This is a genomic window from Pseudarthrobacter sp. NamE2, assembly GCF_005796205.1.
Lineage (GTDB): Bacteria > Actinomycetota > Actinomycetes > Actinomycetales > Micrococcaceae > Arthrobacter.
The window spans coordinates 165,087-189,569 of record NZ_VAHN01000008.1; the positions used below are offsets into that span (position 1 = coordinate 165,087).

The 24,483-nt window shown below is 66.4% G+C and carries 17 protein-coding genes and 1 pseudogene; 5 read left to right on the forward strand and 13 right to left on the reverse strand.

What is annotated here, in order from left to right; translation table 11 throughout:
- Position 1: 1 nt before the first annotated feature.
- Entirely contained in the window at positions 2 to 1,003 is a 1,002-nt protein-coding gene (gene dhaK / locus FDW83_RS11560; protein WP_138138233.1) for a dihydroxyacetone kinase subunit DhaK, read from the reverse strand.
- A 366-nt stretch (positions 1,004 to 1,369) separates the two neighbouring features.
- Between dhaK and FDW83_RS11565 the strand changes: the two genes are divergently transcribed.
- A complete protein-coding gene (locus FDW83_RS11565; RefSeq protein WP_138138234.1) occupies positions 1,370 to 1,879 on the forward strand; it encodes an amino-acid N-acetyltransferase in 510 nt (169 codons plus the stop codon).
- Between the two features lie 242 nt (positions 1,880 to 2,121).
- The gene (locus tag FDW83_RS11570; protein WP_240720962.1) at positions 2,122 to 3,558 is read left to right on the forward strand and encodes an amino acid permease; all 1,437 of its coding nucleotides are present in this window, start codon (positions 2,122 to 2,124) and stop codon (positions 3,556 to 3,558) included.
- 148 nt (positions 3,559 to 3,706) lie between these two features.
- On the opposite strand, the gene FDW83_RS11575 is transcribed toward FDW83_RS11570, so the two are convergent.
- From FDW83_RS11575 to lysS, 5 genes are all read right to left on the reverse strand, one after another.
- Positions 3,707 to 5,827 (reverse strand): S9 family peptidase, encoded by a 2,121-nt coding sequence (locus tag FDW83_RS11575; RefSeq protein WP_138138235.1) that lies wholly within the window; start codon positions 5,825 to 5,827, stop codon positions 3,707 to 3,709.
- Between the two features lie 149 nt (positions 5,828 to 5,976).
- A complete protein-coding gene (locus FDW83_RS11580) occupies positions 5,977 to 8,469 on the reverse strand; it encodes an ATP-dependent Clp protease ATP-binding subunit (protein ID WP_138138236.1) in 2,493 nt (830 codons plus the stop codon).
- A gap of 373 nt (positions 8,470 to 8,842) precedes the next feature.
- Complete coding sequence (locus FDW83_RS11585) at positions 8,843 to 9,181, reverse strand: Lsr2 family protein (RefSeq protein WP_138138237.1); 339 nt, start codon at positions 9,179 to 9,181, stop codon at positions 8,843 to 8,845.
- A 140-nt stretch (positions 9,182 to 9,321) separates the two neighbouring features.
- The gene (locus FDW83_RS11590; RefSeq protein ID WP_138138238.1) at positions 9,322 to 9,528 is read right to left on the reverse strand and encodes a hypothetical protein; all 207 of its coding nucleotides are present in this window, start codon (positions 9,526 to 9,528) and stop codon (positions 9,322 to 9,324) included.
- Positions 9,529 to 9,530: 2 nt separating this feature from the next.
- Positions 9,531 to 11,069, reverse strand: a complete 1,539-nt coding sequence (gene lysS / locus FDW83_RS11595) for a lysine--tRNA ligase (protein ID WP_138138239.1) — start codon at positions 11,067 to 11,069, stop codon at positions 9,531 to 9,533.
- Between the two features lie 91 nt (positions 11,070 to 11,160).
- Between lysS and FDW83_RS19520 the strand changes: the two are divergent.
- Positions 11,161 to 11,340 (forward strand): annotated as a pseudogene (locus FDW83_RS19520) (alpha/beta hydrolase); the annotation flags it as partial.
- Positions 11,341 to 11,422: 82 nt separating this feature from the next.
- Here FDW83_RS19520 and atzF read toward each other — a convergent pair.
- The 5 genes from atzF to FDW83_RS11625 form a co-directional block, all read right to left on the reverse strand.
- Positions 11,423 to 13,267 carry an allophanate hydrolase gene (gene atzF / locus FDW83_RS11605; protein ID WP_138138240.1) on the reverse strand — a complete coding sequence of 615 codons (1,845 nt, stop codon included), beginning with the start codon at positions 13,265 to 13,267 and terminating at the stop codon, positions 11,423 to 11,425.
- Positions 13,264 to 16,983, reverse strand: a complete 3,720-nt coding sequence (gene uca / locus FDW83_RS11610; RefSeq protein ID WP_138138254.1) for an urea carboxylase — start codon at positions 16,981 to 16,983, stop codon at positions 13,264 to 13,266. Before uca ends, atzF begins: the two co-directional genes overlap by 4 nt.
- A gap of 11 nt (positions 16,984 to 16,994) precedes the next feature.
- Positions 16,995 to 17,672 (reverse strand): urea amidolyase associated protein UAAP2, encoded by a 678-nt coding sequence (locus FDW83_RS11615; RefSeq protein WP_138138241.1) that lies wholly within the window; start codon positions 17,670 to 17,672, stop codon positions 16,995 to 16,997.
- Positions 17,669 to 18,544, reverse strand: coding sequence for an urea amidolyase associated protein UAAP1 (locus tag FDW83_RS11620; protein ID WP_138138242.1), 876 nt, complete (start codon positions 18,542 to 18,544; stop codon positions 17,669 to 17,671). Before FDW83_RS11620 ends, FDW83_RS11615 begins: the two co-directional genes overlap by 4 nt.
- A gap of 62 nt (positions 18,545 to 18,606) precedes the next feature.
- Positions 18,607 to 20,109, reverse strand: coding sequence for an amino acid permease (locus FDW83_RS11625; protein ID WP_138138243.1), 1,503 nt, complete (start codon positions 20,107 to 20,109; stop codon positions 18,607 to 18,609).
- A gap of 224 nt (positions 20,110 to 20,333) precedes the next feature.
- Between FDW83_RS11625 and FDW83_RS11630 the strand changes: the two genes are divergently transcribed.
- Positions 20,334 to 21,005, forward strand: a complete 672-nt coding sequence (locus FDW83_RS11630; protein ID WP_138138244.1) for a TetR/AcrR family transcriptional regulator — start codon at positions 20,334 to 20,336, stop codon at positions 21,003 to 21,005.
- Between the two features lie 56 nt (positions 21,006 to 21,061).
- A complete protein-coding gene (locus FDW83_RS11635; RefSeq protein ID WP_138138245.1) occupies positions 21,062 to 21,898 on the forward strand; it encodes an alpha/beta fold hydrolase in 837 nt (278 codons plus the stop codon).
- Positions 21,899 to 21,963: 65 nt separating this feature from the next.
- Here FDW83_RS11635 and FDW83_RS11640 read toward each other — a convergent pair whose 3' ends face one another.
- Entirely contained in the window at positions 21,964 to 23,436 is a 1,473-nt protein-coding gene (locus FDW83_RS11640) for an MDR family MFS transporter (RefSeq protein ID WP_138138246.1), read from the reverse strand.
- Between the two features lie 126 nt (positions 23,437 to 23,562).
- Positions 23,563 to 24,129, reverse strand: a complete 567-nt coding sequence (locus FDW83_RS11645; protein WP_138138247.1) for a type 1 glutamine amidotransferase domain-containing protein — start codon at positions 24,127 to 24,129, stop codon at positions 23,563 to 23,565.
- Positions 24,130 to 24,483 lie beyond the last annotated feature (354 nt).

Here is a 24,483-nt window from a genome sequence, read left to right on the forward strand (position 1 = left end):
GCTACACGCCCCAGTGGAGGGCCGCCGTGTGGACCGGCGCATCCCACAGTTCCGCCAGCTCATCGTCGAGCCGGAGGACCGAAATGGAGCAGCCCTGCATCTCCAGGGACGTGATGTAGTTGCCCACCAGCGAGCGTTCCACCGTTGCTCCCTGGCCGGCCAGTACCTGCGCAGCGCGGCGGTACACGATATAAAGCTCGCTCAGCGGCGTGCCGCCCATCCCGTTGACGAAGAGCAGCACCTTGTCACCGGCGGTGACTTTCAGGTCGGCGAGAACCGGTTCCAGCAACCGGTCCGTGATGCCGTCCGCGTTTTCGAGCGGTATCCGGTGCCGGCCCGGCTCTCCATGGATGCCGATGCCGATCTCGATCTCATCCTCGCCGAGGTCGAAGCTTGGCGAGCCTGCATGCGGGACGGTGCAGGCGGAAAGCGCCACCCCCATGGTGCGGACGCCGGCATTGACCCGCTCGGCGATGCTTGCCACGGCGTCAAGGCCGTCCCCGCGTTCGGCGGCGGCGCCGGCAATCTTTTCCACGAGCACCGTTCCGCCCACCCCGCGTCGGCCGGCGGTGTACAGCGAATCCTCGACCGCGACGTCGTCGTTGACCAGGACGGTCCGGACACTCACGCCTTCCGCTTCCGCGAGCTCCGCCGCGGTCTCGAAGTTGAGAACGTCGCCTGTGTAGTTTTTGACGATATGCACGACGCCGGCGCCTGAGTTGACTGCAAGGGTTGCGGGAAGGATCTGGTCCGGCGTAGGTGAGGTGAAGACGGCCCCCGGCACGGCGGCGTCGAGCATTCCCTGCCCTACGAAGCCCGCGTGCAGGGGTTCGTGGCCGCTGCCCCCGCCGGACACCAGCCCTACCTTTCCGCTGACCGGCGCGTCCTTGCGCGTGATGTAGATGGGATCTTCGCTGACGGTCACGAGGTTTGCGTGTGCCAGGCCGAAGCCCTGGACGGATTCCGCAACGACAGACCGGGGATCATTGATGAGTTTCTTCATGGCAGTGCTCCTGGCTTGCTCCTGAAGGATGTCCTTCCGACCCTACTACCGGGGCGGGCGGATCCGGTAGGTTTCCGCTGGTGGGAGCGGATACAGCAAAGGGACAGCCCCCAATGACTGTCCCTTTGCCTGCCCCGGACCTTGTCCTGGCTTCCGTCAACGCTGACGACGTCGAGGCCGCGGTCAAGTGGGCTTCCGCCCGCAACATGTCGATCTCCGTGCAGTCAACCGGCCATGGCACGACCAGTATCGCCCAGTTTATCCATCGAATGGATGGACGGGAAGACCCCAAAAATTGGGCGTTATCCGGCTGCCCCTCCCACCGCCGTGTCCGTGGCCCGGCAGGGCGAGAACTAGGATGGGCCTGTGACTGACTCCTTCCATGTCCGGCCTGCCCGCACCCCCGATGTTTCCGCCATTAAGAAATTGGTGGCGCCGCTGGCTGAGCAGCGGATCCTGATGGCGAAGGAGACGGTGGCCTACTACGAGAGCCTGCAGGAGTTCCGGATCGCGGAGTCTGCCGACGGCGAGGTCATCGGCTGCGGGGCGCTGCACGTCATGTGGGAAGACCTGGCGGAAGTTCGCACCTTGGCCGCTTCCGAAGAATGGCGCGGCAAAGGCGTGGGCCACGTGCTGGTGGAGAACCTCCTGGAAGAAGCCCGGGCCCTGGGAGTCGCGCGGGTCTTCTGCCTCACCTTTGAAGTTGACTTCTTCAAGCGCCACGGCTTTGAGGTCATGGCGGACCAGTCGGTAGTGGATCCGGTGGTGTACTCAGAGCTCCTGCGCTCACACGACGAGGGCGTCGCGGAGTTCCTGGATTTGGCCCGGGTCAAGCCAAACACCCTTGGCAACACCCGGATGATCCGGGTCCTCTAGGCGTGGCACGCCGCCCCAGGCGGTGCAATTTGGCTGCCTGCCCCGCTGGCAGCCAAAGGTCCTTCATAAACAAGGTAAGTCGAAGCGCTGCTTACGCTTAGCGCCAGAAACGGGTGGTGACTGCCCAGACTTTCCCTGTGAGCGACGGACCAGTTTGCAGCCGCAGGCCGCTGACCAGCAGTGTTGCCGCTGTTACCCCCGTCACCGTCGACGGAGGAATGAGATCCTACCCCGGAGGAAACATGGCATTAGGCTCCCCCACGCTGACCACGGACATGCAGGAACAACAACACGGGAAACGGGGCCTGCGGCGCTCCATGGAGGCCCGCCACCTCGTGATGATCGCGATGGGAGGAGTCATCGGCTCCGGGCTTTTCCTCAGCTCGGGCTACACCATCGCCCAGGCCGGACCGCTGGGGGCGATCATCGCCTATCTCATCGGGGCGGCCGTGGTTTACATGGTGATGGCCTGTCTGGGTGAGCTGGCCGTGGCCTATCCGGTGTCCGGAGCCTTCCATATCTACGCTGCCAGGTCTATTGGTCCCGCTACCGGGTTTGCCACTGCCTGGCTTTACTGGCTGTGCTGGGCTGTTGCCCTCGGCTCGGAATTCACGGCTGCCGGGCTCCTCATGCAGCGCTGGTTCCCGGAGGTGGATGTGTGGATTTGGTGCTTGCTTTTTGCGGCGATCCTGTTCACCCTGAACGCCATTTCTTCGCGGGTCTTTGGTGAGTCGGAGTTTTGGTTTGCGCTGATCAAAGTGAGCGCCGTCGTCGGACTTATCGTTTTGGGCGGCGCTGCGCTGTTGGGTTTCCATCCCCTTGCCCAGGAGGACTTTCCGGCCCTCGGTGAGAACCTGATGACGTCGGAGGGCCTGTTTCCCAACGGCATTACGGGAGTCCTGATCACCACGCTTGCCGTCTTTTACGCCTTTTCCGGTTCGGAGCTTATTGGTGTGGCGGCAGGGGAAACCTCAAATCCGGCCGTGAATATCCCCAAGGCCATGCGCACCACTGTAATCCGCCTCCTGATTTTCTTTGTGGGCGCCATCGCCGTAATTGCCGGTACTGTCCCGTACGGGGACGCTTCCCTGCAGGAAAGCCCCTTCGTCACCGTTTTTTCCCAGCTGGGAATTCCCTACGCGGCCGACATCATGAATTTCGTCATCATCACCGCGCTGCTGTCCGCCGGCAACTGTGGTTTGTTCTCCTGCGCCCGAATGCTTTTTTCACTTGCTGACGAGGGGCATGCACCGAAAGCGCTGGGCAAACTGACAAAGCGGGGAATTCCCATGGCTGCTTTGTGCGTGAGCATGCTGGGCGGACTGGCGTCGCTGGTCAGCAGTATTGTTGCTCCAACCACGGTGTACCTGGTGCTGGTATCCATTGCGGGCTTCGCAACAGTGGGCGTCTGGATGTCCATCACGGCATCACACTTCTTCCACCGCCGGGCTTTCCTGAAAAACGGCGGCCGCAATGAGGACCTGGCCTACAAGGCGCCGCTGTTTCCCCTGCTGCCCATCGCCGCGTTCCTGCTCTGCGTCATCTCCCTGGTAGGCATAGGCTTCGATCCCACCCAAGCCACGGCCCTCTACTTCGGCATCCCCTTCGTAGCAGCCTGCTACCTCTACTTCCACCTAAAATACGCCCGCCAGCGCTTCGGGCAGGAGACAGTGCAGTAGCAAGCCGGGACACCTGTAGTGGGTGGGAGAGGCAGGAGGTGGCGGGTATCAGGGATTTATGTAGGCGCCGTCAAAGCGACGAAGGAGCAGGCGCCGGTAAATTCTGATATCCGCCGCTGAAGCCAGCCAAGGAAACACAAGACAAGGATTACAGCCCCAGCTCGGCCGGCAGTGCGACCTCCTCACCCAGGACGTTGCGGGCCAGGAAGGACTCTACGACCTGGTACCAGACCTTCGCGTGCTGCGGCTGGAGTACCCAGTGGTTCTCGTCGGGGAAGTACAGAAACCGGTGCAGTGTCCGGCCGTCCTGGTCCGCGGCGAGCCCGGACTTGGACAGCAGTTCGTACCAGAGCCGCAGGCCTTCGCCGATGGGCACCCGGTAGTCCTTGTCGCCGTGGATGACCAGCATGGGTGTTTTGATCTTTTCCACGTGGAGGTGCGGCGAGTTGTTCAACGCCATGTCTTCTGTCATTTCCTTCAGCCAGTACTGTGAGGCGTCGGTGGTGGGGCCGAACTGGTCCAGGTCCCATAGGCTGGCGTGGGTGACGATGGCCTTGAAGCGGTCCGTCTGCCCGGCCACCCAGTTGGCCATGTAGCCGCCGAAGGAGCCTCCCATTGCGGCCGTCCGGTCCGCGTCAATATCAGGCCTTTCCACGGCCGCGTCGGTCACGGCCATCAGGTCCGTGAACGGTGCTTTGCCCCATGAGCCCCAGCCGCGCTGGATGTTGGCCTGGCCGTAGCCTGTGGACAGCGCCGGGTCCGGCAGGAGCACTGCGTAGCCCCTGGCCGTGAGGAGCCATGGGTTCCACCGCCACGTCCAGGCATTCCACGATCCAAGCGGTCCGCCGTGGATCCACAGGAGCAACGGGGCCGGCTTCTTTGCCAATGCACGCTCGGGCAGGGCAAGGTAGGCCGGCACCCGGGCACCGTCCGGGCCAGTTGCCGCGATGCGTTCCAGCCGGCCGGGGTACGCCGGCCGTTCCGCTGGCGCCGGAAGCCGGGTCACTTCTCCGGTCAGCAGATCGATGCGTACCGCTTCGGGCGGAAACTCGTAGGAGCTGCGCAGGGCGTAGGCAGTGCGGCCCTCAGAGGAAACCACGACGTCGGTGTAGGCCGCAACGTCGGCCGTGACCCGGGTGACGCCTGCTTCAGCGGAAGCAGCCGGAATGCTGATCCGGAAAAGGGGCGACGCACCATCGTCGTCCGCTGTAACGAGGAGGGCGGAACCGTCCGGAAGCCATGCCGCTGGTTTTGCCCAGCGGTCCCAGTGGTGCGCCAGGGGCTGCAGGCCGTTGCCCTCATCTGCCGGGTCCACAAGGCTCAGCAGGTGAAGCTTCACCTCCGGCGCGCGGTGCGGTGTGGAATCGCTCTCGCTCACTACCACCAGCGTGCGGCCGTCGGGGCTGACGGGGCCGGGGAAGTAGCTCATGCCCGGCCGGTCCAGGAGGACTTTTGTGCTGCCGGAGGCCACATCCACGGATACCAGGATGGACCGGCTGTCCGCCCTGGCCAACGGCTTGGTGAGGCTCGTGTAGATGGTCCGGCCGTCGGGGCTGACCACCGTCTCCGCTTCCCTGAGCCTGGGTCCGACGTCGGGCGTGAGGTTCCGCAGGACCAGCGGCGGGATGACGTCAACAGTGGCAGGCTTGCCCGGCGCCTCGTCTTCCCCCGGTTCCACGGCGAAAATACGCGGCTGGCCGGGGCCAAGGTCGGCGTCCCAGTACCGCACCGGGTACTCGCTGTGCAGGATGGCGGAGACCCTTTTGTCCTTGCGGGCTTTCCGGCGCTGGGCGTCGTCCTCCTCATCGGTGGAGCCGGCCAGGACCTCAGCGGTCACGAACGCCGCGTCCGCGTTCCTGGCAGTGAACACCCCGCCGACGCCTCCTGACCGGCTGAGCACTACGCGGGCTTCCCCGCCGTCGGCAGGAAGCAGCCAGAGGGCGCCGACCGGGTCCTCTTCCGGGCTGTCCGGGTCCGGGCGCGCGGATGTGAAGTAGACGTCGCCGTTAGCGGCGAAGGCGGCACCGGCTTCGCCCTTGGCGCTGCGGGTGATGCGCCGGGCGTGCTTCTGCCCGGCTGGGTCCAGTTCCCACAAAGCAGTGGCGAACTCGGTTCCTTTGCCGTTCAGGGTGCTGACGGTGGTGACCAGGCGGGCCCCGTCGGGGCTGAGGCTCAGGCCGCTTACCCGCGGGATGGACAGGTAGTGGTCGAGGTCGTGGAAAGGGGTCTGTGGTTGCTCGTCCGGGATCGCCGGATTCTGATTAGCCATGCCCCTGATTCAACACGGTTTGTGTCCCGGAACACAGCAGCCACACGACTCGAACCGGACCGCTGCGCCAGGAAAGGGCAGACCGTCCTGCCGGGGGCAAGCGAAAGCCCCGCCGGCTCTGGGAGCTGGCGGGGCCATCGGTATTGCACTTAGACGCTCGGCGCGATCTCCGGGATGCGGGGCTTCGCGTTGCCGGCGAAGGTGAACTTTGCGTCGTCGCCTTCGCCTTCCACGTCCACCACGACGATGTCGCCGGGGTGGATGTCGCCAAAGAGGATCTTCTCGGAGAGCTGGTCCTCAATCTCGCGCTGGATGGTGCGGCGCAGGGGCCGGGCACCCATGGCGGGATCATAGCCGCGGGTTGCCAGCAGCACCTTGGCGGCGGGCGTGAGCTCGATGCCCATGTCCTTGTCCTTGAGGCGCTTCTCCAGGCGGGTGACGAACAGGTCCACGATCTCGATGATCTCGTCCTGGGTGAGCTGCGGGAACACCACTACGTCATCCACACGGTTCAGGAACTCGGGCCGGAAGTGCTGCTTGAGTTCCTCGGTCACACGGGCACGCATGCGGTTGTAGCCGGTCTGCGTGTCGGTGCCAGACTGGAAGCCGGTGGCAACGCTCTTGGAGATGTCCCGGGTACCCAGGTTGGTGGTCATGATGATCACGGTGTTTTTGAAGTCCACCACACGGCCCTGGGAGTCGGTCAAGCGGCCGTCTTCCAGGATCTGCAACAGCGAGTTGAAGAGGTCCGCGTGGGCCTTCTCCACCTCGTCGAACAGCACCACGGAGAACGGACGGCGGCGGACCTTCTCGGTCAGCTGGCCACCCTCTTCGTAGCCCACATAGCCTGGAGGGGCACCGAACAGCCGCGAGACGGTGTGCTTCTCGGAGTATTCGGACATGTCCAGGGTGATAAGGGCGTCCTCTTCGCCGAACAGGAACTCAGCGAGTGCCTTGGCGAGCTCGGTCTTGCCGACGCCGGTGGGGCCGGCGAAGATGAACGAGCCGCCGGGACGCTTGGGGTCCTTGAGCCCTGCACGGGTGCGGCGGATCGCCTGGGACAGTGCCTTGATGGCCTCGTTCTGGCCGACGACGCGCTTGTGCAGTTCCTCTTCCATTTTCAGCAGGCGCGAGGACTCTTCCTCGGTCAGCTTGAACACGGGGATGCCGGTGGAGTTGGCCAGCACCTCGGCGATGAGGTCCTCATCCACCTCGGAGATGTCGTCCATGCCGCCGGACTTCCAGTGACGCTCCTTCTCCGACCGCTCGGAAATCATCTTCTGCTCCTTGTCGCGGAGCGCAGCGGCACCTTCAAAGTCCTGGGCATCGATGGCGGATTCCTTCTCCATCTTCAGCTTGGCGATGCGCTCGTCCATGGCCTTCAGCTCCGGCGGAGCGGTCATGCGGCGGATGCGCAGCCGTGCGCCGGCCTCGTCGATCAGGTCGATCGCCTTGTCCGGGAGGAAGCGGTCCGAGATGTAGCGCTCGGCGAGGCTGGCAGCAGAGGCCAGGGCGCCGTCGGTGATGGTGACGCGGTGGTGCGCCTCGTAGCGGTCACGCAGGCCCTTGAGGATCTCGATGGCGTGCGCCACGGAGGGTTCCTTGACCTGGATCGGCTGGAAGCGGCGCTCCAGCGCGGCGTCCTTCTCGATGTGCTTGCGGTACTCGTCCAGCGTGGTGGCACCGATGGTCTGCAGCTCGCCGCGGGCCAGCATCGGCTTCAGGATGGATGCTGCGTCGATGGCGCCTTCTGCGGCACCGGCACCCACCAGGGTGTGGATCTCGTCGATGAACAGGATGATGTCGCCGCGGGTGCGGATCTCCTTGAGGACCTTCTTCAGGCGCTCTTCGAAGTCACCGCGGTAGCGGGAGCCTGCCACCAGGGAGCCGAGGTCCAGGGTGTAGAGCTGCTTGTCCTTGATGGTCTCGGGGACGTCGCCGCGGACGATCGCCTGGGCCAGGCCTTCGACGACGGCCGTCTTGCCGACGCCGGGCTCGCCGATAAGGACGGGGTTGTTCTTGGTGCGGCGGGAGAGGACCTGCATAACGCGTTCCATCTCCTGCTCGCGGCCGATGACCGGGTCCAGCTTGTTCTCGCGCGCAGCCTGGGTGAGGTTGCGGCCGAACTGGTCCAGGACCACGGAACCGGCAGGGGCACCCTCGGGCTGGCCGGAACCGGCGCCGGCGCCGGTGGTTTCCTTCCCCTGGTAGCCGGAGAGCAGCTGGATGACCTGCTGGCGGACCCGGTTGAGGTCTGCGCCGAGCTTGACCAGCACCTGCGCGGCGACACCTTCACCCTCACGGATCAGGCCGAGCAGGATGTGCTCCGTGCCGATGTAGTTGTGGCCGAGCTGCAGGGCCTCGCGCAGCGAGAGCTCCAGCACCTTCTTGGCACGGGGCGTGAAGGGGATGTGGCCGGAGGGCGCCTGCTGGCCCTGGCCAATGATCTCCTGCACCTGCTCGCGAACGCCGTCGAGCGAAATGCTCAAGGACTCAAGAGCTTTGGCGGCAACGCCCTCACCCTCGTGGATCAAACCCAAGAGGATGTGTTCGGTACCGATGTAATTGTGGTTCAGCATGCGTGCCTCTTCTTGGGCAAGCACAACTACGCGACGGGCACGGTCCGTAAATCGCTCAAACATTTCGCCACACTCCTAGCTACGACGTACTTTGATGCTACGTGGCGGGCCCGGACTTGTGGAGCGTGTTCGCCACAGGGGAAACCTGCAGCGTCGGGAATAACGGCCCGGCAGTGCCCTCGGCCGAAGTGCGGCTTCCGGAAGCGGCCGGAAAGGCGGCCGCAAAGTTGGTGCCGCGAAGTTGATGCCGTCCCCGTACCGGCGTACTGGCGCCAGCTGCCGTCCGGACATATTTGGAGTATTCAATCCACCGGGCGGGGAAGCGCGGTAAAAACCGCGACGGCGGCACCCGGCCTTCGGATTATAGGGTTACGAAACCAAAAACCCTGCTCCGCCGTGGCGGGAAGCAGGGTTTTTTCGTGACACGCGGCAGGGCCTAGGAATTTGCCTTTTGGTAGGCTTCCTGGATTTCGGCCTGAATTCGGCCGCGGCTGTTAACGGTGTAACCGTTATCCCGCGCCCATTGCCGGATCTGTGCCGAATCGTTGCTGCGGCCCCCGGAAGGAGCCTTTGCGGCGCGGGCGGTACTGCGCCCGCCCCCCGAAGCCTTTCGTGCAGCTGATATAAACCGCTCGAGCGACGACCGAAGTTCGGAGGCGTTGGCCGCCGAAAGATCGATCTCATAGTTGACCCCGTCAAGTCCAAACTTGACATTCTCGTCTGCGGATCCCCCATCCAGATCATCAACGAGGATGATGTTTACTTTCTGTGCCATTTAAAGACTTCCTCTTGGAAAGGGTGGTTTTCAGAAAAGCAGGATGTTTCCCTAAAAAGTATGACTCTTTTTATGGCAACGCGTCAAAGCGCCTAATGGTTCCCTGGGGATAACCGGAGCACAGCAGATTATGGGATTTGCTATTTGGATTCGGGGTCAGGGCGGTCGGCGGGCTCCGCTTCTGCGGCCGGAAGCTCTCCAGCCTGCGATGCCCGCGCGTCGGCTTCCGCCTGGGCGCGGGCCTCTGCCTGCCGTTCTGACTTGTCCGCGTTGAAAATCGCCTTCATGGCGAACCAGAAAAGGAGGCCTACCACCAGGGAGGGCAGGAGGACTGCTACGTATTCCATGCCTAGTGCCCTTCAGGCTTCAGCAGCGGGAACAGGATGGTTTCCCGGATTCCGGCACCAGTGAAGAGCATGACCAGGCGGTCGATGCCCAGGCCGATGCCGCCCATCGGCGGAGCGCCGTACTCCAGCGCACGCAGGAAGTCCTCGTCCAGCTGCATGGCTTCCACATCGCCGGCAGCGGCGTGCATGGACTGCTCGGTGAGGCGTTCGCGCTGGATGACAGGATCGATCAGCTCGGAAAACGCGGTGCCCCGCTCCATGCCGCCGATGATCAGGTCCCAGGCCTCGATGAGCCGGCCGTCCTCGCGGTGCGGGCGGGCCAGCGGCTGGGCCGACGGCGGGTAGTCGTATACGAAGGTGGGGTTCAGCAGCGTGGGCTCCACGATCTCGCCGAACAGCTCTACCACCAGCTTCTCGGCGTCCCATTTGGGGTCCACCTTGACCTCGTGCTTTTCAGCAATCTCCCGCAGCACCTCAAGCGGGGTTTCCGGCGTGATCTCCTGGCCGACGGCGTCGGAAAGTCCCGGATATACGGCCAGCCAGGCCCACTCGCCGTCGAGGTTGATCTCCCCGGCCTCGGCCTGGATGGTGCGGCCGGCACCCACGGCATCGGCGGCGTCCAGGATGATCTCCTTGATCCGCTCGGCCATGACAAACTGGTCCGCCCATGCCTCGTAGCACTCAAGCGTGGTGAATTCGGGGCTGTGGGTGGAGTCCACGCCTTCATTGCGGAATACGCGGCCCATGTCGTAGACACGGTCGATGCCGCCCACCACTGCGCGCTTGAGGTACAGCTCGGTGGCGATGCGCAGGGTCATCTTCTGGTCGAACGCGTTCATGTGCGTTTCGAACGGGCGTGCCAGCGCGCCGCCGTGGACCAGCTGCAGGATGGGCGTCTCCACCTCCACGTAGTTGTGGCGGAAGAGCGTTTCGCGGATGGAGCGGGTGATGGCTGCGCGGGTGTACACCATCTCGCGAGCCTCGTCACGGACCATCAGGTCCACGTAGCGTTGGCGGACGCGGGTTTCCTCGTTCAGTTCCGCGTGCAGCACCGGCAGCGGGCGCAGCGCCTTGGAGGCCATGGCCCAGGAGTCGGCCATGATGGACAGTTCGCCGCGGCGGGAGGAGATGACCTCGCCCTTGATGAACACGTGGTCGCCCAGGTCCACCAGCGCCTTCCAGTCGGCGAGTGCTTCCTCGCCGATGTTGGCCAGGCTCAGCATGGCCTGCAGCCGGGTCCCCTTGCCGTCGGTGCCGCCCTCCTGGAGGGTTGCGAAGCAGAGCTTGCCCGTGTTGCGGATGAACACCACTCGGCCGGTGACGCCCACGACGTCACCAGTGGTGTCGTCCGCTTCAAGGTGGGCGTACTTTTCCCGGATCTCGGACAGGGAGTGCGTCCGCTCCACCCCTACCGGATACGCCTCGGTGCCGCGCTCGATCAGTTTGGCGCGCTTCTCCATGCGGATCCGCATCTGCTCGCTGGCGTCGAGGGGCTCGGGGGCGTTCTTGGGGGCAGGGGTGTTTTGGGAAGTCACAGTCATCAAGTTTACCGGGACTTGGCATTCCCGCTTCCGCCTAGGATGGGCTGGTGAAAGAGCGGTTCCTCCAACGCACGACGGCGGCCGGCTGGCTTTGTACAGCTACGGCACCGGGGACGCGCCCGGCGGACGCCGCGTGGTGCGGATTGGCGGCGCCTTCCTGACCGCGCTGATCTGCCGGCCGTTTTCGATTGCACTGGCGGAAGGCCTTGGTGAGGGCCGGGCGGTGGACGTCTACGACCGCCGGGGCCGGGGGCGTTCGTCGGACCAGCCCGCCACGGCCCTGGAGTTTTTGTCCAGATATGCAGACTTGGAGCGCCTGGAAGCCTGCATATCTGGACAAAAACTCTTGGAGGTTAGGAGTGTCCTCCCCTGCTGAAGCCGGCGAGGGCGGCGTCGCCGAGGTCCTGCCAGATGCTGCGGCCCCTGGGTGCTGCGGTCCGGTCTGCAAGCCAGTCGCCCCACGCCGTGATGTCCTCCCCGGTGGCAGCGGCCGCCGCGTCGCAGGCGAATCCGACGGCGGTTGTGCCGTCCGCGAGCTGCACTGACCCGAGCAGCATCGGCTCGGGAAGGGCGGCCAGGAACTGTCCCAGCCCGGCCGGGGACAGCAGCCACCGCTCCCCCGCCAGCTCCGCGCCGTCGTCGGACCGGTACACACCGGGCTTGGGCGGCACCGTGTCCAGCGAGACCATCCGGTAGCGCGGGGCGGTGCGGACGTGCCCGTCCCACCGGGCGCCCAGCTCCTCCAGCTGCGGTGCCAGGGGCTGGCCCTTGCGGTGCGCGCCGACTACCACCAGCGGCACGGCCGCGGCGCCTGCCGCCACCGGCCAGGGAACGTCCGACGGCGGCTGGCCGGCGTCCGCTTTTGACTCGCCCGCCGCGCCGGCAGCAAAGAGTTCCGGCGCGGCAGGGGTGGTTTCGATCCTCCGCGCAATATCCGCCGCCACGGCGTCCTCGAAGGTCCGGGCCACCACTGTCAGGCCAAACTGGGCGCCCTCCACTTCGCCTGCCGGGACGGCCACGGCGCACAAATCAAACAGGTTGCAGAAGTTGGTGTAGGTGCCCATCCGGGAGTTCACCCCCACCGGATCCGCCGCCACTTGTTCCAGCGTGGGGTGGAACGGCGCCGTTGGGACCAGGAGGGCGTCGAAGCCGTCAAGCAGCGCCATGGCCCGCTGCTTCAGCTCCTCCAGCCTGGCCGTGTCTGCAACATACCGGTGCGCGGGCAGCTTCCCGGCGGCCCGGATGATGCTCCCCACCGTGGGGTCGACGCCCGCCTGGCTGTCCGTCCCGCCGTCGGCCTTGTGGATGAAGTCGCCCACCGCCGCAAAGCGTTCCGCCACCAGCGCACCGTCGTACAGCAGCCGGGCCGCTTCGAGGAAGTTTTCGAACTCGATGGGCTCGGCGTCCACGCCCGCGTCCTTCAGCCGGCTTACCTGGCGGGCGAATTCCTCCGCCCACGCACCCGGGAGCGCCGGCAGTGCGGCGGGGTATGCAACCCGCGGCTTTTCCGGTGCAGCCAGGCGGATGTCCGCCGGCCAGGCGCGGGAGCCGCCGGCCATAACTCCCATAGCCAGCTCTGCGGTGGACAGGTGCCGGGCGAAGATGGTGACGGCATCCCACGACCGGCAGGCCGGCACTACTCCTGCTGTGGACACAACATCCAGGGTGGGCTTGATGCCGACGATTCCCTGCAGCCCGGCCGGCACACGCCCGGAACCTGCGGTGTCGGTCCCGATGGCGATGTCCACCAGGCCCAGGGCAACCGCGACGGCCGATCCGGAGCTGGAGCCGCCGGAGATGAACTCCGGGCGGCGGGAGTCCCGGACAGCGCCGTACGGGCTGCGGGTTCCCACCAGTCCGGTAGCGAACTGGTCCAGGTTGGTGGCACCCAGGACCAGTGCTCCGGCTGAGCGGAGGCGGATTACCGCTTCCGCGTCCTGCTCCGGCGTGTACGCGAAGCCTGGGCAGGCCGCCGTCGTCGGGATGCCCGCGACGTCAACGTTGTTCTTGACCGCCAGCAGGAGCCCGGCAAGGGGCAGGCGGGCACCGCCGGCCACCGCGGCATCGATGCCGGCGGCCTCCGCCAGGAGCTCGTCCTCCCCGCGCAGGGCAATCCAGATTTCCGGTCGGTCAACGGCTTCGATGGCGGCGAGCGCTGCGGCCACCCGCCGGGTGGCTGCGCCGGTTGTGGTGCTCATACTGCTGCCTCTTCCAGTTCCAGGGCTTCCACGTCCGCGGATTCGAAGTCCGGGGCGCTGATGACCACCACCGCCTCGCCCGCCACCACCTGGGAACCGGCGCCCGGCAGGACGCGGAGCACCACCCCCTCGCAGGGCGCTTCGAGGACTGTCTCCATCTTCATGGCCTCGAGGGACACCAGGGGCTGGCCCTTTACCACGCGGTCCCCTTCGGCGACGTCGACTTTCCAGACGCTCGCGGCGAACGGCGCGGAAATGAGGGATCCTCCGTCCGGAACCACAACTTCGTCCGCGGCGGGGACAGCGACGGCGGCGAGCGCTTCCGCGCGGTCGAACTCGCCGGCGTCGGCCCAGGCCTGGCGTTCCACGGCAAAGGCTGCGCCCTGTTTTTCCCGGAACGCCGCGATGGACTCGCGGTTCTCCCCAAGGAACAGTTCGTGCTCGGCCAGGGAGAACGTGCCGTCCTCGATCTCGACGCCGCGGCCCCGCCCGGCGGCCATGTCCGCCCGCAGGTCCAGGAGCTCCTCCGGGCTGACCGGGTACCAGGAGATCCGGTCGAAGAAGCGCAGCAGCCAGGGCGAGCCGGCTTTGAACGGAGCCGAGTCCGCGTAGCGTGACCACACCTGGGTGGTGCGGCCCACGAACTGGTAGCCGCCGGGGCCTTCCATGCCGTAGATGCACATGTAGGCACCGCCGATGCCAACGGCGTTCTCCGGCGTCCAGGTGCGGGCCGGGTTGTACTTGGTGGTGACCAGCCGGTGCCGCGGGTCCAGCGGAGTGGCCACGGGGGCGCCCAGGTACACGTCGCCCAGGCCCAGGACCAGGTACTCCGCGTTGAAGACGGTATCGAAGACGTCGTTGACAGAATCCAGGCCATTGATGCGGCGGATGAACTCGATGTTCCAGGGGCACCACGGGGCGTCGTCACGGACGCCGGCCATGTAGCGCTCGATCGCTTCGCGGGTTGCGGGGTCGTCCCAGGACAGCGGCAGCCGGACGGTGCGGCTGGGGACCACCAGCTCGGAGCTGGCCGGCAGCGCAGCCTCGATTTCCTGGACAAGGTCCAGCAGGCGGGTGGCGGACAGCACCGACGGGTCCACCTTGATTTGGAGGGACCGGATGCCGGGGGTCAGGTCCACGATGCCGGGCACACGAAGCCCTTCGAGGTGCTGGTGGAGGGCGTGCACTCGGGCGCGCAGGCCGAGGTCCAAGACCATCTCGCCGTACTCGACGAGCAGGTTGTCGTCACCGGAGCGGCGGTAGGTGACCGCAGGCCGTCCGGAACCTTCCGGCACCCGGCCCAGCACGCCGTCGTCGCCGTCTCCACGGAAGGGGCGGCTGGACGTCTGAGTTACCACGGACGGGTCCGCGGACCAGCCGGCGTCACCGGGCAGCACCAGCTGGCGGCCGGGTCCCAGGTCCTTGGCCGACGGCGCCTGGCCGGCTTTGATGGGCACGAACCGGACCTTGTCTCCCGGCCGGAGCTGGCCGAGCTTCCAGCGGTCCGCCGTCACCACGGTCACCGGGCAGACGAATCCGCCCAGGCTGGGTCCGTCCGGGCCGAGCAGGATGGGGGTGTCGCCGGTGAAGTCTAGGGCGCCCACCGAGTAGGCGGTGTCATGGATGTTGGACGGGTGCAGGCCGGCCTCGCCGCCGTCGGTGCGTGCCCAGCGCGGCTTGGGGCCTGTCAGCCGGACGCCGGTGCGGGCGGAGTTGAAGTGCACCTCGTATTCGGCGGCGTACAACTCCTCGATGTCTTCGCGCTGGAAGAATTCAGGGGCACCGTGCGGGCCTTCCGTCACTGCCAGTTCCCAGTTGGAGGTGAGGGCAGGGCGGCTGTCCAGCGGAACTGCTGCGGAGGGTGCTTCTTCGACGGCGGACTTCACTGCGCGCAGTACGTCGCCGGTCCGCAGGACGCGTCCCGCGTGGCCGCCGAACTGGCCCAGGGTGAAGGTGGAGGAGCTGCCGAGGTACTGCGGAATGTCCAGGCCGCCCTGGAACAGGATGTAGCCGCGCAGGCCGTGGCCGGTGGCTGTGCCGGCATCCAGCGTTCCTCCCGCGGGAACCGTCACAGGCACCCAGGCGGGCACCTCGGTGCCGTCAACCGTAACCGTCACCTCCGCCCCGGTGACGCAGACGGTGGTGGCGTGGGTGAAGGTCAGGCTGGGGCCGGTCATGGTGAATTCCAGGCCCGGGGCGCCTTCGGCGTTGCCGAGCGCGGTGTTGCCCAGCCGGAAGGAGAGGTCGTCCATCGGGCCGCTCGGCGGGACACCGATCTGCCACAACCCGGTACGCCCCGGCCAGTCCTGCACGCTGGTCTGCAGGCCGGGGCGGTTGACGGTGATCCGAGGTTCGGGATCGCCCACGGCGTCAAGGGTGCTCGTGGAGTGCTGCACGTTTCGAACAACGTCCATGCCCGTGACAGCCCGGAGCATTCCGAGATTGGTTTCGATGCCGTCAATCCGGGTGCCGGCGAGCGCGGCGGCCAGCTTGTCAAAGGCTTCGTCCCGGCTTGCAGCGGAGGTAATGACCTTGCCGAGGAGGGGATCGTAATTGGTGGACACCTCGGTGCCGGTTTCCACCCAGGCGTCCACCCGGACACCTTCGGTGCCGGGGAACACGGCGTTGGTGACGGTACCGGCGCTGGGCTGGAACCCGCGGGCCGGGTCTTCGGCGTAGACGCGGGCTTCGATGGCGCTGCCGGAGACGGGCAGGCCGTCCGGGAGTCCGGCCAGGACGCTGGCGGCTTCCTCCCCGCCCTGCGCCAGGCGGAGCATCCATTCCACCAGGTCCACGCCGGTGACGGCCTCCGTGACGGGGTGTTCCACCTGCAGGCGGGCGTTCACTTCCAGGAAGGAGGCCTCCTTGCGGGCGGAGTCGTAGACGAACTCCACCGTGCCGGCGGAACGGTAGTTGAGGGAGGCGCACAGGGCGCGGGAGGTGCGGTGCAGTTCCTCCCGCAGTGCAGCCGGCAGGTCCGGGGCGGGTGCTTCCTCGAGGACTTTCTGGTGGCGGCGCTGGAGGGAGCAGTCGCGGTCGCCGAGGCTGACAACCCGGCCCCCGCCGTCGCCGAACACCTGGACCTCGATGTGCCGGGCGTTCTCGACGTACCGTTCGGCAAAGACGCCGGCGGTGCCGAAGCTGGCGCCCGCGAGACGGGCGACGCGCGGAAAGCTCTCCACGAGCTCGGCCTCGTTGCGGCAGATGCTCATGCCGATGCCGCCGCCGCCGCCGGTGGCCTTGAGCATCAGCGGGAAGCCGATCGAAGTGGCGGCAGCGACGGCGGCGTCCACGTCCTCAAGCAGCCCGGAACCGGCGATCATCGGCACCCCGGCCGTGCGGGCGGCGTCGCGCGCTGTGTGCTTGGTGCCAAAGATCCGCAACTGCTCCGCAGTGGGACCAACGAACACCAGTCCCGCAGCCTCCACTGCCTCGGCGAAGGCTGCGTCTTCGGACAGGAAGCCGTAGCCGGGGTGGATTGCGCCCGCCCCGGTGGACTTGGCAGCGGCCAGCAGGGCATCCACCCGGAGATAGGACTCCTTGGCCGGCGCCGGTCCCAGGAGCACGGCTTCGTCGGCCAGCCGGACGTGCTTCGCGCCCCGGTCAGCTTCGGAGAAGACAGCGACGGTTCGCAGCCCGAGCTTCTTTGCCGACGCAATAATGCGGCACGCGATTTCGCCCCTGTTGGCCACCAGGAGGGTGTCAAAGGTGTTCAGGTTCTTCTTGGTCACAGCGCTGCCTCCGGCCGGGTGACGATCATGCGTACAGGGGTGGGGTTGAAGCCGTTGCAGGGGTTGTTGACCTGCGGGCAGTTGGAGACGAGCACCAGGGTGTCCACCTCGGCGCGCAGGGCCACGCGCTTGCCGGGGGCGGAGAGGCCGTCAACGATGCCCAGGGCCCCGTCCGGGTCAACCGGCACATTCATGAACCAGTTGATGTTGGACACCAGGTCCCGCTTGCCCAGGCCCCAGCGGGAGCCTTCGATCAGGAAGTTCTCCACGCAGGCGTGCTGTTCACGGGTGTGCTGGCCGTAGCGGAGGGTGTTGGATTCCTGGGAGCAGGCGCCCCCAATGGTGTCGTGCACGCCCACCTCGTCCGCCACCACGGTCATCAGCGGTGCGCCGGTGTCGGCGCGGAGGACCGAGCCCGTGGTCAGGACGATCGACTGCTGGGATGCGATGGTCACCGGTGCCGAGTAGCGGACGGAGGTGTCCGTTGCCGCATACAGCAGGCAATCCACGGCCTGGTTGCCTTCCAGGTCGACGATGGTGAGCACGTCGCCGGCTGCCACCACGGCGGACCACGGTCCGCGGGCTTCCACGAAGTCGTCGAGCACCACGGCGCCGGGGACCAGCGCGGTTTCGCCGGCGTCCGGGATGGTCTTGGTGTCAATGGCGGTGTTCATCGTGCGTTCCTTGCAGTGAGGTCGTGGTTGGTGTTGCGGAGTGCCTGCAGGTGCTCGGGGGTCAGGGGTCCGGCGAGGCGGCCCGCCTCCAGGGCGGCCAGGTCCTCCGGGGCGTGCCAGGCGAGGATGTCCACGGCGGTGCCGGTGAAGGCGGGCCGCGGGTCCAGCGGGTGTGCGGTGTTGGCGAGCACCAGGACCGCGTCCATGTGGAGCAGGAGTTCGACGGCGCCGCCCGGGCCGGCGCTGCCGTCGAAGGTGATGGTGCCGGCGGGGTCAACGTGAATGCCTTTGAAGAAGGACAACGACGGCGCCACGTCCCTGGGTGCCAGCCCCGTCTTGAGTGCCCCGAGGGTGAGCAGTTCGCGGGCTGCCGGTGAAGCGCTGTGGGCGGTGCCGGCGCCGTAGCGGGCGGTGTTGCCTTCGAGTGTGGTGGCACCCGTGAGGGCATCATGATGCCCCGATGTGTCGGCGACTATGGTAGCCATCAGGCGGCCGGCGTCGGAAAGCAGCGGATGCCCGGCGCCGGGGTAGGCCTGCCACGGGACCTTGACGGTGTCGGCGACATTGAGGCGCTCGTGCAGGACCCCGGTCCGGTACAGAAGCGTGTGTACGCAGGCGTCACCGGCCGTGTCAGTAAGCCGGACCCGGGTGCCGCGTGCCAGGGGCAGCGTGGTGTAGCGGCCAAAGGCAAGGGACTCCGCCCAGGTGGGGGACGCGCCGTCGGGCATTCCCGCCAAGAGGCGGGCCGGCGCCGAAGCTGCCGGGACGAACCGCATGGCCTCGGCGGTTTTGCCGTGCTGTTCCCTTGCGTGGGCGCGGGCACCTGCGGTGGTGGCCGTTCCGGTTGCCGGGGTTTCGATGGTCTGGGTCATGTCAGTCCTGTGCTTCTTTGGTGGATGTCTTGAAGTTCTGCGGAGGTATCAGGCGGGAGGTGTCAGGCGTTTACGGCGACGTTGCGGCGGCGGACCCACAGGCCCAGGAGGAGGACCGCCGCCACCATCAGCGGTGCGGAGTAAAGGAGGATGCCGTTCTCACCGGAGGGGTCGTACACCTCCGGCCGCGGCCAGGCGAGGTTGACCACCATGAGGGCGCCGTAGAGCACGGCGAGGATGTTGACGGACAGCCCCCAGCGGCCCAGGGAGAACAGCCCGGCGGGCATGGTTTCGCCCACGCGGTTCCAGTCGCCGCGGAGGCGGTTGACCAGCTGCGGCACGGTGACCAGCAGGTAGGCCAGGTAGACCATCACGATGCAGACGCTGGTGAGGGTGGTGAACAGGGCGGCGTTGCCCACGTTGATGGCGAGGACGCCCACTGCCAGTGCGCCGATCACGATTGACGGCCACATCGGGGTGCCGCGGGCGGGGTGGACGGATGCGAGCAGCGCCGAGGCGGGGAGCTTGCCGTCGCGGGCCATGGAGAAGACCAGGCGGGAACCGGCGGTCTGGATCGCCAGGGTGCAGACGAAGATGGCGATGGCCACGTCCACCAGCAGGACCTTGCCCCAGAAGGTGCCCAGCACCGCGGTGAGGACGTAGGGCAGGCCTTCGGCGGCGAGGCGGCCGTCGTCGAGGCTGGGTGCGGCCATGAGGGCGGTGATGATCATCAGCGCCCCGCCGATGCCGGAGATGAGGAGGGCGGAGAGGATGGTGCGCGGCGCCGTTCGGCGGGGGTCCTTGGTCTCTTCCGACAGCTCGCCGGCGGAGTTGAAGCCCACCATCACGTAGGCGGCCATCAGACCGGAGACCAGGAAGGCACCAACGGCGCCGAGGTCGGAACCCTGCAGTACGGTGGTGTCCGCCACCACGTCCGGGCCGCGCTGGGCGGCGGTGACCAGGGCGAGGATCACGGCCACGACGCCGACAATTTCGCAGGTGACGCCGACGGAGTTCACGTGCGCCATGAGTTTGACGCCGAGTGAGTTGATGACGGTGGTGGCCACCAGGAGCACGGCGCCAAGGATGACGGCATTGGCTGCCCCGGTGACAGTGTTGAGGGCCGGGTCACCGCCCACCACCTGGAAGCCGTCCCACAGCTGGGGCAGCACCACCTGGAGGGCGATTGCGGCCGCTGCGGCGGTCACCACCTGGGCAATGGCCATGAACCAGCCGGCGAACCAGCCGACACCTTCACCGCCGACGCGCCGCGCCCACTGGTACACGGCGCCTGACAGCGGGTAGCGGGCGGCGAGCTCCGCGAAGTTCAGCGCTACGAGGAGCTGGCCCACCAGGACGATGGGCCAGGTCCAGAAGAAGGCCGGGCCGGCGAAGGAATAGCCGAAGGCGAAGAGCTGGAAGATGGTGGTGAGGATGGACACGAAGGAGAAGCCGGCGGCAAAGGAAGCGTAGCGGCCAAGCTTGCGGTGCAGGGTGGGCTGGTAACCAAGGGACGTCAGGTCCGCATCGTCCTGGTGGACGGTGGGGAGAACGGTTGAAGTCATCGGATCTCCGGGGCTGGAACGGCAAGGGGTGTAGAGCCTCCCGGCAGTGCAGCGCTCGGCCGAAGCTGCTGATTACCGGTCACTTGATAGTTTTCCAGCGCGATGTCCCCAAACAGTTTCACCCCTGTAAAAGGCGCATTGACATCTTGTTTCCGCCGTATTTCCGGCCCCTCACCGCTTGCTTCCGGGAGTTGCACCGCGAACGGTGGTGCAAGAATGATCCGGTGACTTCAGCCGGACCGGGACGCCCACGCCACCAGCAACCATCACGGCCAGGGGCCACAGCACGGGACGAGATCCTCGATGCCGCCGCCGAACTCTTCACCACGCAGGGCTACGCGAGTACGTCTACCAGGTCCATTGCGGATGCGGTGGGAATCCGCCAATCCTCGCTGTACCACCATTTCAAGACCAAGGACGAGATCCTCGAGGACCTGTTGGAGGGGACCGTGTCCGGCGGACTCGAGTTTGCGCGGGCTGTCGCCGCCGACGCCACCGGCGAGGCGGTCCCTGGAAGCCGGCTTCACGCCGTCGCGCTTTACGACGGCAGGCAACTGTGCAGCGCCCGCTGGAACCTCGGCGTGCTGTACCACCTTCCCGAAGTACGGAGCGCACGGTTCGCGCGGTTCCTCGAGGACCGGGACGAATTGCGCGGGCTGTACCGGACATTGGGCGGCGGACTGTCCGCTGTTGGCGGAACCGGGAGCCCCGGCACCACCGGCGGCGACTTCGCCTTCCGCCTGGTCGAATCCCTGATCAGCCTTCGGGCGGACGGGCTCGTTACCGCCGAATCACCGCAGCAGGCTGCGGATGCAGGACTTGTCCTGTGCGGACTGGCCGGCCGGCTGCCCGCCATCCGGGAGGAAAGCGCAGCGCTTATTGCACGGCTCGCCTGACGCCCTTCCCTGGCGCCTTTGCGCCCGCGTTCAGGTTGCTCGGCTAGGCTCGGACCATGACGCGTGAGAACATCAGGACCCCCGACGGCGGCACTCTGGAGCTCTTCTCCACGGGCGTGGACCTTGCTTCCGCAGGTTCGGGCGTGGTGGTCATCCCGCCCTCCATGGTGACCGCGGCGGACTACACCAAGTTCGCCCAAAAGCTCAGCGCCGCCCTGGGCCGGCCCGTGCACACGTTCAACCGCCGCGGCCGCGGGTCCTCATCGCCGCAGCCGCAGGACTACACGCTGGACGTGGACATCCGGGACCTGGACACCGTTATGAAACACACGTCCAGCACGGACGTCTTCGGCCACAGCTTTGGCGGCGCCGTTGCCTTGCACGCCGCCCGCACCCTGCCGGTGGAGCGGCTCGCCGTGTACGACCCCGCCGTATCCGTGAACCACTCGGTCAAGGCTGACTGGATCGGCGAGTATGAGATCGCGGCCGCTGCCGGGGATGATGACCGTGCCCTTGCCGTCCTCCAGCGCGGGCTCGAGTCCGGTGGACACCTCTCCTCCCGGATGCCGCTGTCCATGCTGACGCTCGCCAACAGGCTGACCGCCGGCACATCCGAGGGCAAACAGCAGCGCGAACTGATGCGCACCGGCGTCAGGGAAATCAAGGCAATCATTGCGGCGGACATGCCGGCCGAGCCGTTCCTGGCGCTGCCGCTTGAAACGCTGATCGTGGTGGGCGAAAAGAGCCCTGCATACTTTGGGGTGGCCTGCGGGCAAATCCACGATGTGCTGTCCGGCTCCAGCTACACCATCCTGCCCGGCTACGGCCACGACGGCGTCATCAAGGCCCCGGACGTCCTGGTCAAGGAACTCGCAGACTTTTACGCCGGCTGACCACGCCGCCGGTGGTTGGGCCTGTCGAAACCCGGCAGGCTTCAACCGGCTCAACCACCGAACTGCTAGTGGGCGGGGCCGTGACCTGCGCCTTCCGTCTTGCGCATCATTACCGAAAGCACGACGGCGGCGAAGGCGACGACGGTTGCCGTCAGGAAGGCGGCGCCCATCCCCGCAACGAGTCCCGACGTCGCGGACACCACGGCGAAGATGGATACGAGCAGTGCCGTGCCGGCGGCACCGGCAACCTGCTGGGTGGTGCTCATGATCGCGGAACCATGTGAGTAGAGGTGCGGCGGCAGCGGGTTCAGGCCGGTGGTGAAAGCCGGGGTGAACAGCAGCGCCAGGCCGAAACTCAGCCCCACGTGAAGGGCGATGATCCACCAAACTGCCGTGCCGTCGTCGAGCAGTGAAAACTGCCAAAGGGTCAGGACCATCAGAATGGATCCGGTGACGGTGAGCGGCAGCGGGCCCACCTTGTCGAACAACCGGCCGATCACGGGACCAAGCAACCCCATGGCCAGTCCGCCGGGGAGCAGGGCCAGGCCGGTCTCAAGCGAACCCAGGCCACGGACTTCCTGGAGGTAGAGCGGCAGCAGGATCACGCCGCCGAACAGGGCCATCATGGCCACCACCATCAGCAGCACCGAGACGGTGAACATCCGGAAGTTGAATGCGCGGAGGTCCAGCAGCGGCACTTCCGCTTTCTGCAGCCGGACCTGGCGGAGCACGAACACGGCAAGGGCGGCGACACCGATCACCAACGCGGCAATGGCACCGGCACCCGGACCTGCCTGGCCGCCGTGGCCGCCGCCAATCTGGCTCAGGCCGTAGACCAGCCCGCCGAAGGCAGGAACGGTGAGGAGCACGGATGGGATGTCCAGTTTCGTCCGTTCCGCCTCCCCGATATTGGTGAGGTATTTGGCGCCGATCGCCAGCGCGGCCAGGGCCACCGGAAGGACGAACACGAACATGAACCGCCAGGTGAAGTGTTCAAGGATCAGTCCGGACACTGTGGGACCCATGGCAGGCGCTACCGAGATGGCGATGCTGACGTTGCCCATCACGGCACCGCGCTTGGCCAGTGGCACAAGCGTCAGGATGGTGGTCATCAGCAGCGGCAGCATGATGGCGGTGCCGCCCGCCTGGATGATGCGGGCCAGCAGCAGGATCTCGAACCCGGGGGCCACCGCAGCCAGGGCCGTGCCGCCGGCGAACAGCCCCATGGCCAGCGTGAAGACCTTGCGGGTGGACAGGCTCTGGAGAATGAAGCCCGTGGTGGGAATGACCACCGCCATGGTGAGCATGAACCCGGTGGCGAGCCATTGGACGGTGGGCGCATCCACCTGCAGGTCCACCATGAGCCGCTGCAGGGCCACGTTCATGATGGTTTCGTTGAGGATTACCACGAACGTGGCCACCAGCAGCGTGCTGATGACAGTCACCGACTCCCGGGACATCTTTTCCGGCGCGGCGGGCCTGGTTCCTTCGGCATGGACGGGCTGGCCGCTGGCGTTCGGCGAGACTTCGGTAGACATGAATGTTCCCTCAGGGAGAGTGGTGAGTGATGCGCGACCCAAAGCCGCTGCAGATGCGAACACTCTACCGGCTGGAGTAATTCCTCCGCACCGGATTTTTTCCAAACCCTGAGGGAACAGAAGGTGTCAGGCTGTCTGGCCTGCGTGCTGGCCTTCGGAAATCTCCTCCACCAGTTTGCTGTTGAAGGCCGGGAGATCGTCCGGGTTGCGGCTGGTCACCAAGCCCTGGTCAACCACCACTTCCTGGTCCGTCCAGTTGGCGCCTGCGTTCTTAAGGTCCGTCTCAAGCGTGTGGTAGGACGTGACGTTTCTGCCTCGCACCACCCCGGCGTCAATAAGCACCCACGGGCCGTGGCAGATGGAGGCCACCGGCTTGTGCTGCTCGAAGAAACTTCGGGTGAAGCTTTGTACGTCCTTGTCCACGCGGAGGTGGTCTGCGTTGACGACGCCGCCCGGCAGGACCAGGGCGTCGAAGTCGGAGGCGTTCGCTTCGGCAACGGTGATGTCCACGTCAAAGGTGTCACCCTTTTCGGTGCCGTTGAACCCCTGCAGCTTGCCGCTCTTGGGCGCTACGAGCGTGGGCTGACCGCCGGCTTCCTGCACTGCCTGCCAGGGGCTGGTCAGCTCGATCTGCTCCACGCCGTCCGTCAGCAGGAATGCGACCTTCTTGCCTGCGATGCTGTGTTCTGACATTGTTCCTCCTCATCTGTAGCGGCTCCCGCCCGCTTCCTGAGCGCAAAATACCGCTTTGAGAGTTGTTTGCCTGGCAGGTCCCAGCCTAGGAAGAATGAAAGTAATAAGCAAGCTGACTATTCTTGTGCCGGCGTGAAAGGAAGGATTACGACGGCGGAGGGCCGGCTTTCTCCCGCCTGCCGCCTTGGGCAGTCAGGGACAAAGAATGTCGTACCCCTGTTGGACGATGTTGGTATGGGAATCAGCGGGGGGACGGGGACAGGTATGGAGGCTATTCATGCCAACGTTGCTGCCCTTGCCGCGCTTCATGCCGAGGACGCCCCCCTCGCCGCTGCAGGATCTTCGGGTGCCGCC

Excerpts from the sequence above, each read along its gene's own strand:
- FDW83_RS11570 (WP_240720962.1), top strand. The coding sequence starts at position 2,122 with ATGGCATTAGGCTCCCCCACGCTGACCACGGACATGCAGGAACAACAA.
- FDW83_RS11620 (WP_138138242.1), bottom strand. The coding sequence starts at position 18,544 with ATGACCCAGACCATCGAAACCCCGGCAACCGGAACGGCCACCACCGCA.
- FDW83_RS11585 (WP_138138237.1), bottom strand. The coding sequence starts at position 9,181 with ATGGCACAGAAAGTAAACATCATCCTCGTTGATGATCTGGATGGGGGA.
- FDW83_RS11645 (WP_138138247.1), bottom strand. The coding sequence starts at position 24,129 with ATGTCAGAACACAGCATCGCAGGCAAGAAGGTCGCATTCCTGCTGACG.
- dhaK (WP_138138233.1), bottom strand. The coding sequence starts at position 1,003 with ATGAAGAAACTCATCAATGATCCCCGGTCTGTCGTTGCGGAATCCGTC.
- atzF (WP_138138240.1), bottom strand. The coding sequence starts at position 13,267 with ATGAGCACCACAACCGGCGCAGCCACCCGGCGGGTGGCCGCAGCGCTC.
- FDW83_RS11635 (WP_138138245.1), top strand. The coding sequence starts at position 21,062 with ATGACGCGTGAGAACATCAGGACCCCCGACGGCGGCACTCTGGAGCTC.
- FDW83_RS11625 (WP_138138243.1), bottom strand. The coding sequence starts at position 20,109 with ATGACTTCAACCGTTCTCCCCACCGTCCACCAGGACGATGCGGACCTG.
- FDW83_RS11580 (WP_138138236.1), bottom strand. The coding sequence starts at position 8,469 with ATGTTTGAGCGATTTACGGACCGTGCCCGTCGCGTAGTTGTGCTTGCC.
- FDW83_RS11590 (WP_138138238.1), bottom strand. The coding sequence starts at position 9,528 with ATGGAATACGTAGCAGTCCTCCTGCCCTCCCTGGTGGTAGGCCTCCTT.
- FDW83_RS11575 (WP_138138235.1), bottom strand. The coding sequence starts at position 5,827 with ATGGCTAATCAGAATCCGGCGATCCCGGACGAGCAACCACAGACCCCT.
- FDW83_RS11615 (WP_138138241.1), bottom strand. The coding sequence starts at position 17,672 with ATGAACACCGCCATTGACACCAAGACCATCCCGGACGCCGGCGAAACC.
- lysS (WP_138138239.1), bottom strand. The coding sequence starts at position 11,069 with ATGACTGTGACTTCCCAAAACACCCCTGCCCCCAAGAACGCCCCCGAG.
- FDW83_RS11640 (WP_138138246.1), bottom strand. The coding sequence starts at position 23,436 with ATGTCTACCGAAGTCTCGCCGAACGCCAGCGGCCAGCCCGTCCATGCC.